Genomic DNA, 18,662 nt, shown 5'->3' with positions numbered 1-18,662 from the left:
ATCGACCGACAAACAGGTCTAAATAGAAAAGCTCCACGAAGAAAAAGGCGCCAGTGCGCCTTTTTTATTTAAGGGTGTTGAGAAAAATAATCGTTCTTAACACGCTACTATACAGGATGTTGGAAACATTCATCTAAGTTCTTGCCGATTGCTCTTAACACATCGGTTCGAGTGATAATGCCAACCAATTTCTGATTGTCGATGACAGGGTAAGCTTTTGGTTTACCTACCTGCATCATATCTGCCAACTCGATAATGGATAAGTCTGGTGCGACTGACAGCACCTCTTGGTACATACAATCACCAACAACGTGTGTGTCTTGGCAGAAGTAACTAACTTTAACTAGCTTCTCTAATAAGTCTTGTTCAGAAAGGAAACCAATCACTTGTTCATTGTCATCAATAACTGGCCCACCCATGTGATGACTGCTCATCACTTTGTCTAACGCTAGACTTAACGGCATATCAGGAGTGAATGTCACAACCTGCTGCGTCATGTAATCTTTCACTTTAATTGAATGCATAGCGTTCTCCCTAAATACTTTGCGTCATGTTTTTATCTGCTTCTTTCATTTAATTGTTGTCTAAAATTTTGATTTTACTAAATGGATTTCAACAATTTTATTGATAGACAAAACCTAACAAGACAAAAAGGCGAGGTAGATAAAGGGTTGAGCGCATTTTCAAACATCCAAAAAAAGTAAAAAAAAGAGCCCTTACAAAGTCTTACTTTCTCTTTCTCAACCTTACTTAGCCGCACTAGCCTGTATACATAAACCCTGTAATCTTCACCGCATCAATAATAAAAACACCATTTGAGAAAGTTTATGCAACACAACGAAAATCCTATGTATGCGTATGTTTATAAGGGCTAGCACGGCACTGACAACACACTCATTGCCACTATCGATAACCAAGAAAAGCCTCTGGTTTCGAATTGTCTCGATGAAATAAAAAACATGTCGAATCTAGCCATTGATTTGGCCACTCAACACAATCTAAGGGTCAAGCTCGTCAAATATCAAAAAGAGCAAGAGATCGATTTCGGCATGTTCTTCAACTAACCATTCACATACTCCCCCTTCGCTATACGGCAGCCATGTTCGAGTGGTTGCCGAATTCAGACTGACAAGCTTGAGCAACAAACGGTATACTTGATAAACACCAAGTTCTCCTCTTTATTCGGTCTCGTATGTCTTTATCCACCGCCATCTCTAAGATCAAAACTTACTTCAGCACATTGCTGGATTTTCAGTCCCGTATTTGGGTGGTTCATATCTTTGAAGATTCGATTACTGAGCAATCATTTGTCATTAATGAGGATGCCTTTAAAGAACCGCTAGAGTGGATGAGAAAGCGTGATTACCAATCAAAAATGCTCGATCGTGTCGATAAAATGAAGATATCACAGGTTATCGAGATTCAATTCGAAGACAAAATGCATAGGCTGATGCGAGTAAAATAGTGGTTCAGTCCTGACCATTTAACCGAAACACCCGATACAAAAAAGGCCAGCAATCGCTGACCTTCTCTTACAAGCTCTATCGTCTTTTAACTAACGTGCACAGTACTCATGCCATAGGCGTACCGCTTTTTGGTAGGCCTCAGTTTTGTCATGCGTCTCCGCAAACAAAATTGCAGTCATACTATCAACCACTGTGTTTGCCATCAAAGTCATCTCTTCAGCCGGCGTCCCGAGTACACATTCACTCGGTAGTGGTAGATCTGAGTTCATCATCTCTTCCCAATAGAAAGACTCAACTTTATCAGGAGAGCTCATCCATACCGTTTGACTCACTTTCGGGTTGTATTCCGACTCACCGTTCATTCCTTTGAAAGAGATAACCGAATGAGATTTGTTGCCAATCACATGCTCAACTTCAGCATGAAGTTGTGGGAAGCCAGGGTGAAAGCTGCCACGTAAACCTAAACGCCCACCACCAGGGTTCAATGCTCGAACCACCGTATTGATCGGCGTTCTCAACCCATAACGATGCTTCCAACCAATCATGGTTTGCGCTTCAGGAGCAAAATTTGCCAACGGCAAATAAGCAATGCCATCTTGCTCAAGGATCGACTTAGCATGTTCAGGGTTATCAGCACGTTGCACACCGACATCTTGCAAATGGCTTTCTACGTGCGTTCTACCGCTCGGCTGATCCATGTAACCATGCATTAATACCTTGTAGCCGTTATCCGCCAAGATCTTAGCAGCAAGCAAGTTCCAAGGCTTACCACTTGCACTTTCATTGCGCTTACCGGCATAACACGGCCAATCAATATCAGCCCCTAAATCGGGTACGCGAGATTGAAACGCTTTAACAAAGCCAGCAATCTCTTCATTGGTCTCGTTCTGCACACGAATTAACATCAGTAGCATAGCCATCTGGTCGTCACCGACCTGTCCGCTTAAATACTCATCCATGATGCGGTAGGCTTGTTCGAACGATAAAGGCTTACGCCCTCTTTCTCCTCGTCCAACAGTACGAATACACTCTAAAATACTACTCATTGATTGTTTATTCTCTTCCGTTGATATCAATAAAATTCGAATACGCTTTCGATTCTATGATACCCACAGTGCATTGCAAAGCGATTCAGGTGCTAACACTCTAATTACTAAAACCGTCGTGGGAGTTCTAAAAGTAAACTTCGTGGTGTAAAATTAACGTATGCAATGCTAACCGCGACATATTGAGTAGTATCCAAATGACTTTAAAGAAAACACTGAGCCAAAGAAAACGAGAATCGATCGTTGCCGCTGCTATCGCAGAATTTACTGAGCACGGTTATAAGGCCACCAGTATGGATAAAATATCGAGCCGAGCAGAAGTGTCTAAACGCACCGTCTACAACCACTTTGCAAGCAAAGAGCTGCTTCTCGAGGAGATACTAGACAGTATTTGGAGTAAAACGCTCGCCGCCACGCACTTCCCTTATCAAGCTGAGCTGCCTCTTGAACAACAGCTCGCATCAATCGCGAATCAAGAACTAGAGCTTTTAGAGTCTGAAGGTTTTATCGATTTATCACGCGTACTTTTCTCTGAGTACTTCCATAATGTGGAACTCGCGAGCCAAGCAATGGAGAAATACTCTCAAGCAGAGAGTGGGCTGATGACTTGGATAAAAGCAGCGCAAGCCGATGGTCGCTTAGTCGAGCTCGACCCTCTGTTTGCTTCAACTCAATTCATTGCACTCATTAAGTCGTTCGCTTTTTGGCCGCAGATCATTGGTCATGCCCCTTCTCCCGACACACAGCATAAGCAAGTCATAGTGAACTCAACGGTTGATATGTTTCTCAAACAGTATCAGGCCAAATAAAAGTTGAGCCCTGCTAAGTTTTGCCGAGTTTTAATTAGAGATAGATAAACGAGTGAGGTATGATTTGCTCGTTTTGTGGCTGAGCGGTTTGCCAGTTGCAGAATCTGATTTATTTCAGCCGTTGTTCAGATACAAAGACCACTATTTCATGCCAAAGTTGATAAGCAAAATTTGGGTACACGTTTTTATGCTGCTTGCGATGTTAATGGCCACCATTAGTGTGGATAGCATTGCGAGTAACAATATCGTGGCATCTCAACATCTATCAACGCCGTCAAACAGTATCTCGCCTTTACAGCCGATCGCCCAAGCTAACATTGAACATCATTGTTGTGGCTCAGTCTGCTTGTTAAAAATGCCACCATTGATTGTGTCTGAGTCCTTCGATACTCAAATTGCCTCTTTGGCTCTTATTGAAAAAGAGCCTTCACACAAAGCGATTATTGCGCCTCAAGCACCTTATCGCCCCCCTATTTCTTAATCGTTTGTCCCAAATTGGCAATCCATGCCACCCAAAACAGCAGTTTTGCTGTGCTTAACGACATCCAAATTTAGGAAATAAACACATGAAAAAACTATTTAGCCTTTTTGCTGCTCTAATTATGAGCGCTTCAGTCAACGCCGCTCAGTTTGAAGAAGGTACTCACTACAAGATCCTTGATGTAGCAAAAGCAGAAAAGCCAGTTGTGACTGAATTTTTCTCTTTCTACTGCCCACACTGTTACAAATTCGAAGGGGTAATTAAGTACCTGAAAGAAGACTTACCGGAAACAGCAAGCTTCCAAAAAGTTCACGTCGCTTTTATGGGTAACAATATGGCCGTGCCGATGGCCAAAGCTTACGCAACAATGATTGCGTTGGATGCTGAAGAGAGCATAGTTCCTGCTATGTTTGCTCAGATCCATGAGAAGCAAAAGACACCACGCGACGAAGCTGAACTGCGCCAAGTATTCATTGATAATGGTGTCGATGCGAAGAAGTTTGACGCGGCATACAACAGCTTTGCGGTTAACTCAATGCAGAAACGCTTTGATCAACAATTTGATGCAAGCACGCTAACCGGCGTTCCTGGTGTGCTGGTCAATAACAAGTACATCGTTAAGCCGGACCAAATCAAAAGCTACGAAGAGTACAACCAACTAGTTAACTACCTGCTAACGCTCTAAGTCGTTTTTCATCGCCAAGCCAGTGAACTCATCACTGGCTTTTTTATCTCTATCGGCGCTCAGAGCACATGTAAATTATGACTAACGCTATTGTTCACTGGCATCCGCAGTAAATTTTCATATACTGCACCCTATTAAGTCATCGACTATGTTGTTGTACTGAAAATACTCGTACTCAAAACCCTTAGCACTCAAATATTGGGACCTTTATGATCACTCTGACTACCAACTTTGGCGACATTGAAATTGAACTGAACCTTGAAAAAGCACCAGTAACGTCGAAAAACTTCCTTAAATACTGCCAAGACGGTTTCTACGAAGGCACGACATTTCACCGTGTTATTGAAGGTTTCATGATTCAAGGTGGTGGTCACACTATCGATATGACAGAAAAACCAACACGTGCGCCTATCGTAAATGAAGCAAACCGCGGTCTAAAGAACGTAATTGGCTCTGTAGCAATGGCACGTACTGATGCTCCACATTCTGCAACAGCACAATTCTTTATCAACCTTGATGACAACGACTTCCTTGATCACACCTCGACTACGAACGCAGGTTGGGGTTACGCAGTATTCGGTAAAGTATCGGCAGGTATGGATGTAGTAAATAAGATTGCAGCTGAACCAACGACAATTCGCTGGGGTCACGAGGATGTACCTTGTGAAGATATTGTGATTACAAAAGTCACGATCAACAAGTAATCGGTAGAGAGTAAAAAATACCCCGCTGATGCGGGGTATTTTATTAGTGCTGTGCTACAAAAATGGCAGTGGGATCAGTTCGAGACCGAGCACACCACTGATGCTCATCACCACCAGCAAAGAGACTTTAAAGACCGTCTTTGACCATTGGATGTAGTTGGCGCAATCCACCTTACGGAATGTCACCTTGGTCCACATAAAGCATACTGCTGCCGACACCGCTAGGTATTCGTAACCCGCTTCTCCGAGCAAGAACAGCCCAAGAGCAACCGCGCCAAAAGCAACCACGTACGCTTTCATATGTTTGTGAGCCTTATCGACACCCTCTTTTACCGGGAGTACAGGGATACCTGCATCTCGGTAGTCTTGAATGCGGAACATCGCAATCGCATACGAGTGCGGCATCTGCCATAAGCAGAACATGATAAACAGCAGTACCGCTTCGATACTCAAGTAGTTTGTCACGCCAAGGTAACCAACTAATGGCGGTACCGCACCAGAGATACTACCTACGAGCGTGCCATATACCGAATTACGCTTGTACCACATAGTGTAGAAAAAGACGTAAAACACGTAGCCAAGCAACACCACCACCGCAGACATTGGATTAACGTATTGGAACAATAAAGCCGTACCAGCCAGCAACATGACTAACGCATAGATGAATGCGACGTCAGTATTGATGTTGCCCTGAACCAACTCTCGGTTCTGAGTGCGTTTCATTTTTTGATCAATATCGCGATCAAAAATGTTATTCACCACACAACCTGATGCAATCACAAGCCCCACACCCGCCAATATTGTCAGTAACAACATCGCACTGGCTGGTTCTGTCTTTGCGGCAAGGAAAAACCCCGCCGCAACAGAAATCAGGTTGCCGAAAATGATGCCCGGTTTGGTAATAGACAAATAACTTTTCAGCATACCCTAGCCTACAACTTCATGTTGACGTTCATGTTGTAGATGATCCACACCGAGCCAGCGATAAGGATCAATACAACAATGGCTGTAAACATCAGTGATACTAAGTTCCACTGACCATCGGTTGTTTTCACTTCCATATGTAGGAAGTACTTAAAGTGTACGAAGATCTGCACTAGCGCACAGCCAAACAGAACGACGTAAGTCTCAGTACTTGGAAGCGCATGCGCCCACACAACATAGAACGGAATAATGGTCAGAATCAGTGATGCAACAAAGCCAATCACGTAATCTTTTGCGCCACTGTCTAGATGCTGTTCCATTACATCACCCCCATTAAGTACACGATGGTAAATACACAAATCCAAACGATATCTAGGAAGTGCCAGAACAAGCTCAAGCACTGAAAGCGCATCGACATGTTGTCGTTTAAGCCTTTGGTTGAAAGCTGGTGATACGCCACTGCCATCCAAATAAGACCAAACGTCACGTGAAGACCGTGTGTACCCACCAAGGTAAAGAACGCAGATAGGAACGCACTCTCTTGAGGACCATAACCTTCAGCAATCAAGTGATGGAATTCATACACTTCCATACAGATAAAGGCTAACCCCAGTAGAAACGTTACTTTTAGCCACTTTTTCAGACCAGCAACATTTTGGCGTTTCATTGCGATCATGCCAAAACCGAAAGTGATACTACTGAACAGCAGCATCATGGTTTCCACAAACACGAACGGAAGTTCGAAGATGTCTTTGCCCGTTGGCCCTGCAATAGAGCCACTTTCTAACACGGCATAAGTCGCGAAAAGCGTGGCAAACAGCACACAGTCACTCATCAAGTAAACCCAGAAGCCAAACAGCTTGTTGCCCGCTGAGTCATGGTGATGATCATGCGAGTGTGCAAGATCGTAAGTGTGTGACGGAGTATTAGCTTGCATACGTCGTCTCCAAATCATCTTTATTTGTGTTGTTATCACCGTCAGCGCTGTTCTCACCCACCGACTGTTTTTTCGCCTCTGCTAACTGTGCACGTCGAGCCGCTTCAATCGCTTTGATCTCTTCTACTTCCACGTAGTAGTCAACATCGTCGTTGTAGCTGTGTTGAATACACGTCACGACAATACCAACTAGGCTTGCCGCCGCTAGCCACCAGATGTACCAGATCATTGCGAAACCAAATACCAACGACCATGCAGATACATAAATACCTGTCGGTGTGTTCTTCGGCATATGAATACGTTCGTATTCTTCTTCCTGAGTTGGATCGAACTCACCACTTTGCTTTTGATACCAGAACGCATCTAGCTCATCGCCTTTTGGCAGTTTTGCAAAGTTGTAGAACGGCGGTGGTGAAGACGTTGCCCATTCAAAAGTACGTCCGCCCCACGGGTCACCAGTAAGATCGCGGTTTTGGTCACGGTCACGAACACTCACGAAGAACTGAACAAACTGACACACAACACCCATCGCAATCACACCAGTACCTGCAGCCGCAACCGCCAGTAGAGGTAAGAATTCAGGGTTAATATCTTGGCTCAAACGACGCGTCATGCCCATGAAACCAAGAGCGTAAAGCGGTAAGAACGCCATCAAGAAACCGATGATCCAGCAGTAGAAAGCACGTTTACCCCAAACTTCGTTCAGAGTGAAACCAGTCGCTTTCGGGAACCAGTAGCCAATTGCCGCAAAACAACCGAATACTACGCCACCGATGATCACGTTATGGAAGTGAGCAATTAGGAATACTGAGTTATGCAGAATGAAGTCTGCACCAGGTACTGCCATTAATACGCCCGTCATACCACCAACGGTGAAAGTGATAAGGAAACCAACAGTCCACAGCATAGGTGTTGTGAAACGGATGCGGCCTTTGTACATGGTGAACAGCCAGTTGAAAATCTTAACCCCGGTCGGGATAGAGATAATCATGGTTGCGATACCAAAGAAGGCATTCACATTCGCGCCAGAGCCCATGGTGAAGAAGTGGTGTAGCCAAACGACAAACGCAAGGATAGTGATTGCAACCGTTGCCCAAACCAGTGAGGTGTAACCAAATAGCTTTTTACGTGCGAACGTTGCTGTCACTTCAGAGAACACACCGAAGATAGGCAAGATTAGGATGTACACCTCTGGGTGTCCCCATGCCCAAATCAGGTTCACATACATCATCACGTTGCCACCAAGATCATTGGTGAAGAAGTGCGTGCCGATGTATCTATCCAGCGTCAGTAGCGCGATAGTTACCGTTAAGATCGGGAAAGAGATGATGATCAGAATGTTGGCACACAGAGACGCCCACGTGAACACAGGCATCTTCATCATTGGCATAGACGGAGTACGCATGCGCAGAATGGTCGCGAAGAAGTTCACACCCGTTAGCGTTGTACCGACACCAGATATTTGCAGCGCCCATATCCAATAATCGACCCCGACTCCAGGGCTTGCCTCAATACCAGACAGTGGCGGATAAGCTAGCCAACCTGTACGGCCGAATTCACCAAGGCCTAGTGACATATTGGTTAGGATCACGCCCACGACGAACAGCCAGAAACTCAGGTTGTTTAGGTAAGGGAACGCAACATCACGAGCACCAATTTGTAGCGGCACGATGATGTTCATCAAGCCAATAACCAGCGGCATCGCCACAAAGAAAATCATGATCACACCATGAGCGGTGAAGATCTGATCATAGTGATGCGGTGGTAAGTAACCGCTCTCGCCTGCCGCTGATAACAACTGCTGACTGCGCATCATTACCGCATCGGCAAAACCACGAATCAACATGATCATTGCAACGGCAATGTACATGAAGCCCAGTTTTTTGTGGTCTACTGAAGTAAACCATTCATTCCATAAGTATTGCCATTTCCCAGCTTTCGTTACCGCAGCAACAACAGCCAAACCAACCAGCGCAATCACCGCAAGTGTCACGACGATAATAGGTTCGTGGTAGGGAATGGACTCTAGAGTTAATCTTCCAAACATTACGATTATCCTTGGTTTTCCGGCAAACAGTTCATTGAACCAGGGTGCTGGGTCACAACATCAGTGAACAAAAATGGTGGGACACTAGAAAACAGCGTCACAGGTTCAGCGACACTTGGCGCAGCCAGTGAACGGAACTGCTCCCAATCTTCAATGCGATCAGGGCTTGCCTTCACCGTCTCCACCCAGTTTAAAAATGCCACTTGATCAGGCAGTGCTGATGCTGTGAATTTCATCTGAGAGAAACCTTCGCCACTGTAGTTCGACGCAAAACCTTTGAAGTCACCTTCGTGGTTTGCAATCAAGTTCAACTTGGTCACCATTCCCGGCATCGCGTAGATCTGCGAACCAAGACGCGGGATAAAGAACGCGTTCATGATGTTGTCTGAAGTCAGCCTAAACGTAACAGGAACATCTTTCGGGAATGCCACGTAGTTAACCGTTGCAATGTGTTGTTCCGGGTAGATAAACAGCCATTTCCAGTCCAGCGATACCACTTCAATCACCATTGGCTGTACATCACTTTCTAGAGGCTTAGATGGCTCCAGTTCGTGTGTTGAACGCCAAGTGATGGTCGCAAGAATCGCAATAATGATGATTGGAATCGTCCATACAACGATTTCAATCTTGGTCGAGTGCGCCCAGTCAGGTGCATACTCTTCCGTGGTATTGGTTTCGCGGTATCTATAAGCAAAGTAGACCGTCATTAGGATCACAGGGATAACGACAATCAGCATCAGGAGTAAAGCAGTAATAATCAGCTCTTTTTCCTGAACGCCAACGCTACCTTTAGGGTCGAGCAATGCGGAGTTGCATCCTTCGAGCATTAGGGCAGTTGCCACCAAACCAATCCTCGACAGGTTTGCTCTCGATAAAATGCGTTTATATCTTGAAGCTTCCATTAACTTTCTCGATGGTTATCCAGTCTCAAATCGAACGTCCGAGTACTGGTTATCATGGTCATTAGAATATTTATGTGTTGAGCATGTGAAACGCTGCATCTCAAAGGGAAGCCGAATTGAGTCTAATTTTGCTTGGTGAAAACATTACCGCACGGTTAAAACCACACAAAAATTATGACTTAATTGTTACACTTTGAAATACATTGTTACATTCGGCGCATTATGGGGAGTTGGAATTGAAAGCTCACCCAGCAAACTTGAAAACTAACCTTCCAATTATGAAAGTAGAATGGGTGAAATGAGTCGAGAGAAAGGTGCACGAGATAAGCGTGCTACATCAGCAAAGCTAATTGTGAAAAGGAATCGCAAAGAAACAATGGACGAAGAGACAGGTAGTCAACGACCACCACAGCGATGAACTACATTAGAAATCACGAATTAAACAAAGCGTGATCAAGTTCAAACTTATGAATTCACATACAAGTTTAATGGTATTCATAAATAAAATTGTTAGCACGAAGCATTCATTATAAATATGAATAATAAGCTTCATTTCATCACGATGATGGGTATCGAAATAGAAGGTTAATCAAGCCAAAGCCGAGTAAAAGGAGTCGTTTTGCCGTCAAAATACAGAGACAAGCACGCCCTTACTCTCCCACTTCGAGGAAAATAAGGGCGCTGATTTGTCAATTATGCCGCTTGTGGTGCCACGGTTTTGCGCTGTTTTTTAGTCATCAGGTGATAAACCACGGGCACGAAATAGAATGAGATAAGTGTGGTTAATACCGTACCGCCAACAATCGCGACCGCGAACGGAGGCCAAAAGCCACCACCAGCAATAATCAACGGCATAAAACCGCCAACGGTTGTAATCGTAGTTGAGCTGATATGACGAGTACACGACATCACCGCCTCTACGACCGCATCGACATTGCCTGATGAGGCTTGTTCATCCAGTTTCAACTCCGTCAAAATAACGATGGCTGCATTAATCGCTAGCCCGGCGATGCCAAGCATCGCTATGATCACCGTAAAACCAAATGGATAGCCGAAGATCCACACCGATAGCAACCCTAGCCCACCAGCCAGTGCCGCTACCATAAAGATAATGCTACTTAGCCTAAACGAGTTAAACGACATCACAACAACTAACACCATCAACACAACCACAACGGCGACATTCGAGATAAGACTATTTACCGAATGATCGCGCTCTGCCGACTCTCCGCCAAACTCGATGCTGTAGCCCGATGGAATTTCGTAACTTTCCAATCGGTGTTGGAACTCATTGAGCACGGTTTGCGGCAAGACGCCCGCTTCAATATAGCCCTCTATGGTGTTAACACGCTGCCCGTTACGACGAGTAATCGCACCACGACTGGTGGTCAGTTCAAGCTCAGCCAAAGTCGAAACATTAATGCCCGTCGAGTAGACCTCAGAACTGATTGGCAAACGGATATTGCTTAAATGCACTAGGTTTTCACGCGCTTCATCCGCAACACGAACACGAATCGGTACTGACTCACTGCCTTCAATCACAGAGCCACTTTCGCGACCAGTCAAGGTGTTTTGCAACATGCCAGCAAACTGATTCAGTGAAATGCCGTTGAGTTTTGCCGTGTCTTCATCAACCTTCAACCACACCTTAGGTGTACCCGGCTGCAAGGTTTCTCGCGTGTGAGTTACATGAGGAACACCCGCTAAGATCAATCGAACATCTTCACCAATCGCTTTCAAAGTATCGAGGTTTTCACCATAAACACGCAGCTCAACTGGCGCAGTAAAGGGAGGACCTTGGTTAAGCTTACGTACCAAGATTTGTGCTTCCGGTACCTCTTCATCCAACACCTTTTGCAACTCAGGAATCAACGCATTCGCCTGAGTAAAGTTTTCAGTTTTGACCATAGCTTGCGAGAAGTACGGTGCGTTATTTTGTCTTGCTTGTAAGTTGTAATAGAAAGACGGGAAGTTTGCGCCCACCAGCCAATCAATGCGTTCCACTTCTGGATAACGATGGATGATGTCGTCTATTTTTTCCGAGGTATTTTTAGTCGCATAGATGCTCGCTTGAGGCGGCATGTACACCTGAATCTCAAACATGTCTCTGTCTGATGGCGGGAAGAACTGCTCTGTAAGTTGAGACATGCTCCAGTAGCCAGTAAACGGCACCAACAATACCAACGCAATAGTGATGATTGGATGCGTGACACCAAAACGGACAGAAGACGAGAACCAACGTGTTAGAGCAGGAATTCTTAAGCCCGTCATGTACCAGTGATGTTGCCCTTTCTTGTCCACATCACTCAATTGTTTCGGCAGTAACCTTGTCGCTAGGCCCGCAATTAAGGTGTGCGAGATAATGTAAGAACCGATCAATGAGAAAGAAACGGTAATCGCAATACCACCAACAAATTCACCGGATGCACCCGGCATCAAGATAATCGGTGCAAATGCTAGAACCGTGGTCAAGGTTGAGCCCAACAGCGGCACCCACAAGTGCTTTAGCGCATTCATGGTTGCTTCTGCTCTGTGCTGCCCTTTCAATCGATACGCCTGAATAGTATCAACCATCACCACCGCATTATCGACCATAATCCCGAGCGCAACAATCAAGCCTGTGACTGACATCTGGTTGATTGGCACACCGGTCATTTTCATGATCGATAGTGTAAGCAGTGAAGTAAGTGGCAGCGAAATAGCCACTAATATTGCCGCACGGACACCTAAGGTCACGAACAATACAATCAAGATCAACCCGAAACCGATCATCAAGCTTTTGCCTAAATCATCTAGACGAGTTTCGGTATAGCCCTGCTGATTGAACAGCACGGTGACGTCGATATTACTTGGCAGCTCTTGTTGAAACTTGTCGATCAACGCATTCGCACGTGAAGTCCAGTTATCAACCCGAAGATCAGGGTGCATTCGCGCCGCGACGATCACACCCGGTTCACCATCAATAATGGCAATCTGATCTTGTGGGGTTTTCTCAGCACGCCTTACCGAAGCAATGTCTTCCATGCGGATGATGTGACCATTGCTATCCGTCGCGATAGGGACTTGCTTAATACGTTCAATCGAATCAAGCTCCGATTCAATCTCTAAACCAAATCGAGAATAAGCACTGACCAGTTCACCCGCCGAGTTTTTAGCATCTGCCCCTTCTAGCGACTCTGCGATGTTTGAACTAGAGCGACCAAGCGCTGCGGCATCAGCACTTCGTAGACTTATCTGAATTTCTTCTTGAGGCATCCCGTATTCATCAACAAACTCAGTGCCTGAAAGAGTTCTCAACCGCTTAGCCAGTTCTTTGGCATAACGCCCCAGAGTTAAGCGATCAGGCTCACCCGCACCAGACCAAGTCAAAGAAGCAATGGTAGTGAAAGCATAGGTATGGTCACTGTCGAGATCGGGAGAATGGGCACCCGCTGGTAAAACGGATTCGATATCAGACAGCTTGTCACGTGCTTGCGACCAAACCGGTTCAGGCTCGGTGATAGTGTCATCAAGTTCAAGCGTGACAATAGACACGCTCGGCCTTGAGGTTGAGCTCACCAGTTTAACTTCACTCAGCTCACGAAGCTTATTCTCGATAACCTCCGTAACCAAAGTTTCCACTCGTTCGGCGCTAGCACCTGGAAAACTAGTGGTAATATTTGCATAACGGTTGATGATCACTGGATCTTCTGCGCGTGGTAGCGTCATGAAGGCTGAAATGCCACTCACCATCAGCAGCGCAGTCATTAAGATCAGCAGTCGGGTATTAGAAATAGTCTCTATGATTTTCATACTATTCCCTATTTAGCAGCAGTGCTTACTGGCTTCACGGTTTGGCCCGGAACCAAGCGATGCAAACCACTCGCGATCACCTGTTCACCATCCTCAATCGCACCACTCACGTACGCTTGTTGATTGTTCGCAAACAACACCTGAACACTTCTACGTTCAACCTTGTTGTCTTCACCAATCACAAAGATATTCCACACACCGCGTAAGCCATCAATCAAGCCAGTTAAAGGGACCCAATAGCCTTGTTCCTCAACTTGTTCATCAAATTGAAGGTAGGCCAGTTGCCCTTCCAATACCGAAGATTGCTCGGGAAATAGGTAGCGTAATCCAACACTGCGAGACTGAGTATCGACCATCGCGCCCGGATTCAATAACTCTACTGCATAATCGTTACGTCCAACTCGGATACTAGGCGCGGAGAGTGACGTGACCTTTTGTATTTGGTGGGCTGGAATGCCAATAAAGGCTTCTTTGCCTTCCGATGCCAGCAATGTAAGCGTTGGGTTACCGACATTGACCACATCACCTAACGAGACAAAGCGAGTGGCGATAGTGCCAGAATAAGGCGCAAGAATTGTAGATTTCACTAGCTTGAGCTCATTACCTTTCACCGAGGCATCAATGCGCAGCAAGTTCGCTTGTAAAACACGCTGTTCACTGGTTAACGAGTCGATTTCTGCTTCGGCACTGAAGCCTTTTGCTTTCAGTGAGCGTTGACGTTTTAAGTTCGCAGCGACCAGGCTCAACTGCGCTTTCACTTCTTCAGCTTGTGCTTTCAATTGGCTAGATTCGGTCTTCAAAAGCTGAGTATCTAGCTTGATTAACGGCTGACCTTCTGTGACTGTGTCACCGACATCCACCAGAATCTCGTTAACTTTTCCCGCCAATTCAAAGCCGAGATTCGCCTGTTGGCCCGCTTTTACCACACCGACATATTCACGTTGTACTTCGTATGATGGAGAACGCTCTAGGGCGACAGTTTCTACCGTTAACACTGTCGATTCGGTACCATTCGATTCAGCAGTGCTCGCTGCATCGGTAGTTGTCTCGGCTTGTGTGCTTTCACCACACCCAACAAGAAGAGTCGACAACGCCACGGCTACTGCGCTTCCCTTCATCAATTTATACATACTCACTGTTCCTATGCGGTACTCAATTATGTTCTTTTTTTAGACTAACTAAACCAAACTAGACTGTCTAGTTTGATTATGTTAAAAATAAGTTTCATCGTTAGTGATTGATAAAACCATCACAAAAAGCATAATGCTAGCGCACAACGAGTTAGCACTAGGTAGCGAGAAATAAGCACGTGACGAAAATCATCAAAAGTGAACAGAAGAGATCGCAGATCTTAACCGCAGCAAGTAAGCTTTTCTCTGAACATGGCTTCAAGATCAATATGGATCAAATAGCCAAAGCAGCGAACGTTTCCAAGCAAACGGTCTACTCTCACTTTAAAAATAAAGACGTACTTTTTGAAACTTGCATGCAAACCAAATGTGCCGAGCGTGAACTGAGCCATTCAGCCTTTGATATGGACGCCACTTTGGAAGAAGAATTGGTGAAATTTGGTGTGAAATTTCAGGATTTATTGCTGGATGAACAGTCACGACAAACCTTTCAGAATGCGGTCAGCCAATCCAATACTCACCCAGAGATCGCCTCTATCTATTTAGAAAGCGGCCCTCAAAAAACGACCAAGTTACTCGCCGATTACCTGCAATCGAAAATAGATTCTGGTGACCTTACTCTGTCGACGTCTAGCTCACCGATCATTGCAGCTCGTCAACTGCTGCTGATGTTTCATGGCAAATCAGCCTATTGGTCTTTCTTCGGCCATGATAGCGGCGAATCTGATGAAGAAAGACTCAACTACACGCGCGAATGCGTTGCACTTTTCTTGAATGGAAACCAGCCTCGCTAGCTGTCGCTCTATCTTTGAAAAAAATGAAAAAGGCACAGAGAAATTCATCCTCTGTGCCTTAGCGTTCAGTTTATTGGGTATGTTCCACAACGATCAGCTCATCGGTATTAAAACCACGCTCTTTCGACATCGCTTTAAATTTCTCCATCACTTCTGGTGCGACTTCAGGCGTTCTTGCTAGTAGCCATAAGTAATCAGTGTCGGGGCCAGAAACGAACGCGTATTGGTAGCCTTCCTCTTCCAATTCAAACACCACGTAGGCACCGTAAAACGGACCGAAGAACGACACCTTTAAGTAACCTTGGTCGCTACCTTCAACAAAGTACGCTTTGCCTTCTGCCTCATTCCATTCACCCTCTTCAGCCGAATAGCCGCGGTTGATCACTTTCACACCACCATCATCGCGTAGGCTGTATTCAGCGCTCACATTACTTAAGCCGCGCTCAAACGAATGGTCTAAGCGAGCCACTTCGTACCATTTCCCTAAGTATCTATCCAATTCAAACTGCTGAACTGGCTTGACGGTTTCTGGCATGCCAACACATCCACCCAATAAAATCACACTCAGCAGCAATAGTATTTTCTTCATCCTAACCTCGACTTGTTTTAATCGTAATACGAGTAAGTCATTTGAGTCTCAACTTACGTCCTTGTTAATACGTGAACCCCATTAGCATGGTTCATATAACATTAAATTATTCAGACGTTTATGGAAATCGTTTCGTTGAAGAATGAATCAAAGCCGCTTCATTGACTCTCGATATTGAGTCGGCGTTACCTGAATATAAGTTTTCACAATACACAGATTAAATTAGATCATTAAAATACTGACAAACCCTTCAAAATAGCGAGGCTATAAATGAAAAAATACTTAATTCTACTTGCAGCATTAGCGTCTTTATCGGCGAATGCTAATGATTTCTCTTCGGCATCGTTTGGCATTCAATACGGAATTGATGATGGCATTGCTGATAATGCGATTGATCATGCTGAAAGTGATTTAGGCGGATACGCAAGGCTTTCATGGAACTTCTACAAGCACTTCTTCGCCGACTACAATATCAGTTACAGCTCATTTGAAGGGCCAAGTTTTCATAGTTCAAATTTTTCTGCTTCAGCAAATGCTTCAACAACTAAACAAGACTTTGGAATCGGTTACTACTTAGACTTAGGTTCATTTGCACCCTATGTAAAAGTAAACCAGAATTCTTATAAGTTAAATTACTATAGCGTAAGAGGTAACGGCACCTCAACACCTTACGTTAACAGTGGTACACAAACTGAAGATGGATATGGCCTAGAATTTGGTTCATTCATTCATATGAGCGACACTTGGAAGGTAAAGCTATCAGGCAGCATCGCTAAGCTGGACAATGTCGATTTAATTGAAACTTACTTGATTTCAGATACCAAATTCAATAACGATAAATGGGCTTTAGAGGCAGCAATAGGCTATCGTACATTCAAAGGTGAGGATATGGCTGAGTTCATGCCACAAATTGGTGTTAAGTACGCTTTTTAAAATAACCGCTTCTTTGAACTAAAAATCTAGTGACACCAAACAAAAACTCAATGTTTGTTTGGGGCTCTTTAAATGGAGAGCCATATTTTATAACTTCAGTTTTCATAGAGAACAGTGCCCACTGCACACTCAAGCATCTTGAGAAATTTACTTTCTCTCGACCAAGCGAGCCATTGTGAGAATCAAGGTAGAAAAAAGAATACAAAGGTAAACAGGGTAAAGCGGGCATAAAGTTGAAGTAAACGCCAGCAACGACGCGACTCCATAGCCAAGTGTGTGAGACATCGAAATAAAGCCTGCGGCAGCACCCGGGGCTTCACTTTGTTTTTCAGTCGCAAATACCGTGTATGCAGGAACAAGCAACGCAGCACCTATGGCCGTCAACATCATCGCACCACCAAACACCCAAATATTGGGTATCAGCAACACGATAAACCCAAGCACTAAACATAATGCGCCAAAGCGATACATAGTTGTGGGCGTCAATTTGCTTTTCTTAACCACCAAAACTTGAGTCGCAAAAGTACACGCTGCACTAATGGTTAATAATACGCCAATCGCATCACTCACTTTTTCAGTTGACCAACTAGTAACAGCATAAATGAGTGGCGAGAAGCTATATTGCGTTAATGCCACTGTCGCACAAAGCAACAACCCGCTCGACAAAAACATCCATAGCCCTTTTTGGGGCAGCCACGATGCGCTCTCTCGCTGGGCCTGCTTGGTACTTAGCATTGCCGGTTCAGGCAAGAAAATAGCTAAGACTAGCGCAACACATGGCAGTAGAATCATCAACATGAGCGGTGCGAAATAAGAAAATTTGAGTGCCACAATTGAAATGAGTGGGCCAATCAATCTACCAGCACTCAAACCGATACTCACCGATGTTATCGCCTGCAAGCGGTTCTTCTCACCACACAACAATATTGCCCAGTGCTGACTTGCCGGCACCAAACCTGCGACCGTGCAGCCATATAGAATTCGTGCGATGACCAGCCCAATAAAACAGACAATGTACACGCGATCACTATGGCTATCCGATTGAAAATCGCCGCTATTCATTGCAAACAGTGTCAATAACGCAAAGCTAACTGCCATTCCAGATAACGCCTGTAGCACCACTTTTTTTGGGCCATGTTTATCACTGTACCTTCCCCAAAAAGGGGCGGAAGGCAAAAACAGCAAACTTCCAATCGCGATAAATATAGACCATGTAGGTAAGCTGAACGCAGAGTGCTCAACAAGAAATGGTAAGGAGACAAGTAAGCCGTTTTGTCCTATGCCCATCAACGCCGAAATCAGGCTAATAGCCACTAAATGAAATTTTTTGTTTTGTATAACGGACATAGTATCGAGGTTGATTAAGCTATTTTTGAAAGCAAGTGAGTGGGAAATAACATGAATGGAAACAAATTAATTGATT

At 44.8% G+C, this 18,662-nt stretch carries 18 protein-coding genes; 7 read left to right on the top strand and 11 right to left on the bottom strand.

Annotated features, from left to right (window positions below; all coding sequences use genetic code 11):
* Window positions 1-107: 107 nt before the first annotated feature.
* Entirely contained in the window at window positions 108-524 is a 417-nt protein-coding gene (locus BTO10_RS11460; protein WP_004741940.1) for a CBS domain-containing protein, read from the bottom strand.
* A gap of 668 nt (window positions 525-1,192) precedes the next feature.
* Here BTO10_RS11460 and BTO10_RS11450 point away from each other — a divergent pair.
* Window positions 1,193-1,465, top strand: a complete 273-nt coding sequence (locus BTO10_RS11450; protein ID WP_105024595.1) for a hypothetical protein — start codon at window positions 1,193-1,195, stop codon at window positions 1,463-1,465.
* Window positions 1,466-1,555: 90 nt separating this feature from the next.
* Here BTO10_RS11450 and BTO10_RS11445 read toward each other — a convergent pair whose 3' ends face one another.
* The gene (locus BTO10_RS11445; RefSeq protein ID WP_105024594.1) at window positions 1,556-2,542 is read right to left on the bottom strand and encodes a glycosyl transferase family protein; all 987 of its coding nucleotides are present in this window, start codon (window positions 2,540-2,542) and stop codon (window positions 1,556-1,558) included.
* A gap of 167 nt (window positions 2,543-2,709) precedes the next feature.
* Between BTO10_RS11445 and BTO10_RS11440 the strand changes: the two genes are divergently transcribed.
* From BTO10_RS11440 to BTO10_RS11425, 4 genes are all read left to right on the top strand, one after another.
* Window positions 2,710-3,321, top strand: a complete 612-nt coding sequence (locus BTO10_RS11440) for a TetR/AcrR family transcriptional regulator (protein WP_105024593.1) — start codon at window positions 2,710-2,712, stop codon at window positions 3,319-3,321.
* Between the two features lie 148 nt (window positions 3,322-3,469).
* Window positions 3,470-3,802 (top strand): hypothetical protein, encoded by a 333-nt coding sequence (locus BTO10_RS11435; RefSeq protein ID WP_105025593.1) that lies wholly within the window; start codon window positions 3,470-3,472, stop codon window positions 3,800-3,802.
* 85 nt (window positions 3,803-3,887) lie between these two features.
* On the top strand, window positions 3,888-4,487 hold the full coding sequence (locus BTO10_RS11430) for a thiol:disulfide interchange protein DsbA/DsbL (RefSeq protein ID WP_105024592.1): 600 nt from the start codon (window positions 3,888-3,890) through the stop codon (window positions 4,485-4,487).
* 209 nt (window positions 4,488-4,696) lie between these two features.
* Window positions 4,697-5,191, top strand: coding sequence for a peptidylprolyl isomerase (locus BTO10_RS11425; protein WP_063522298.1), 495 nt, complete (start codon window positions 4,697-4,699; stop codon window positions 5,189-5,191).
* A 54-nt stretch (window positions 5,192-5,245) separates the two neighbouring features.
* On the opposite strand, the gene cyoE is transcribed toward BTO10_RS11425, so the two are convergent.
* The 7 genes from cyoE to BTO10_RS11390 form a co-directional block, all read right to left on the bottom strand.
* The gene (gene cyoE, locus BTO10_RS11420; RefSeq protein WP_105024591.1) at window positions 5,246-6,115 is read right to left on the bottom strand and encodes a heme o synthase; all 870 of its coding nucleotides are present in this window, start codon (window positions 6,113-6,115) and stop codon (window positions 5,246-5,248) included.
* 8 nt (window positions 6,116-6,123) lie between these two features.
* On the bottom strand, window positions 6,124-6,435 hold the full coding sequence (gene cyoD, locus BTO10_RS11415; RefSeq protein ID WP_004740018.1) for a cytochrome o ubiquinol oxidase subunit IV: 312 nt from the start codon (window positions 6,433-6,435) through the stop codon (window positions 6,124-6,126).
* On the bottom strand, window positions 6,435-7,052 hold the full coding sequence (gene cyoC / locus BTO10_RS11410; protein WP_105024590.1) for a cytochrome o ubiquinol oxidase subunit III: 618 nt from the start codon (window positions 7,050-7,052) through the stop codon (window positions 6,435-6,437). The genes cyoD and cyoC overlap by 1 nt, the downstream gene beginning before the upstream one ends.
* On the bottom strand, window positions 7,042-9,099 hold the full coding sequence (cyoB, locus tag BTO10_RS11405) for a cytochrome o ubiquinol oxidase subunit I (RefSeq protein ID WP_102424600.1): 2,058 nt from the start codon (window positions 9,097-9,099) through the stop codon (window positions 7,042-7,044). Before cyoB ends, cyoC begins: the two co-directional genes overlap by 11 nt.
* Before the next feature lie 5 nt (window positions 9,100-9,104).
* On the bottom strand, window positions 9,105-10,001 hold the full coding sequence (cyoA, locus tag BTO10_RS11400) for a ubiquinol oxidase subunit II (protein WP_008221709.1): 897 nt from the start codon (window positions 9,999-10,001) through the stop codon (window positions 9,105-9,107).
* Between the two features lie 693 nt (window positions 10,002-10,694).
* Entirely contained in the window at window positions 10,695-13,793 is a 3,099-nt protein-coding gene (locus BTO10_RS11395; RefSeq protein WP_105024589.1) for an efflux RND transporter permease subunit, read from the bottom strand.
* An 8-nt stretch (window positions 13,794-13,801) separates the two neighbouring features.
* Entirely contained in the window at window positions 13,802-14,923 is a 1,122-nt protein-coding gene (locus tag BTO10_RS11390; RefSeq protein WP_105024588.1) for an efflux RND transporter periplasmic adaptor subunit, read from the bottom strand.
* Between the two features lie 179 nt (window positions 14,924-15,102).
* On the opposite strand from BTO10_RS11390, the gene BTO10_RS11385 reads away from it, so the two are divergent.
* A complete protein-coding gene (locus BTO10_RS11385; RefSeq protein WP_105024587.1) occupies window positions 15,103-15,717 on the top strand; it encodes a TetR/AcrR family transcriptional regulator in 615 nt (204 codons plus the stop codon).
* A gap of 70 nt (window positions 15,718-15,787) precedes the next feature.
* On the opposite strand, the gene BTO10_RS11380 is transcribed toward BTO10_RS11385, so the two are convergent.
* Window positions 15,788-16,306 carry a lipocalin family protein gene (locus BTO10_RS11380; protein WP_048669028.1) on the bottom strand — a complete coding sequence of 173 codons (519 nt, stop codon included), beginning with the start codon at window positions 16,304-16,306 and terminating at the stop codon, window positions 15,788-15,790.
* A 270-nt stretch (window positions 16,307-16,576) separates the two neighbouring features.
* Here BTO10_RS11380 and BTO10_RS11375 point away from each other — a divergent pair, with 270 nt between their 5' ends.
* Window positions 16,577-17,239 carry a hypothetical protein gene (locus BTO10_RS11375; RefSeq protein WP_004740009.1) on the top strand — a complete coding sequence of 221 codons (663 nt, stop codon included), beginning with the start codon at window positions 16,577-16,579 and terminating at the stop codon, window positions 17,237-17,239.
* A gap of 147 nt (window positions 17,240-17,386) precedes the next feature.
* On the opposite strand, the gene BTO10_RS11370 is transcribed toward BTO10_RS11375, so the two are convergent.
* The gene (locus BTO10_RS11370; RefSeq protein ID WP_105024586.1) at window positions 17,387-18,586 is read right to left on the bottom strand and encodes an MFS transporter; all 1,200 of its coding nucleotides are present in this window, start codon (window positions 18,584-18,586) and stop codon (window positions 17,387-17,389) included.
* Window positions 18,587-18,662: the final 76 nt, after the last annotated feature.

This window comes from Vibrio chagasii, assembly GCF_002954585.1.
Classification (GTDB): Bacteria; Pseudomonadota; Gammaproteobacteria; order Enterobacterales; family Vibrionaceae; genus Vibrio; species Vibrio chagasii_A.
Note: the sequence above shows the minus strand (reverse complement) of the source record. Positions and strands in the feature narration are given on the sequence as shown.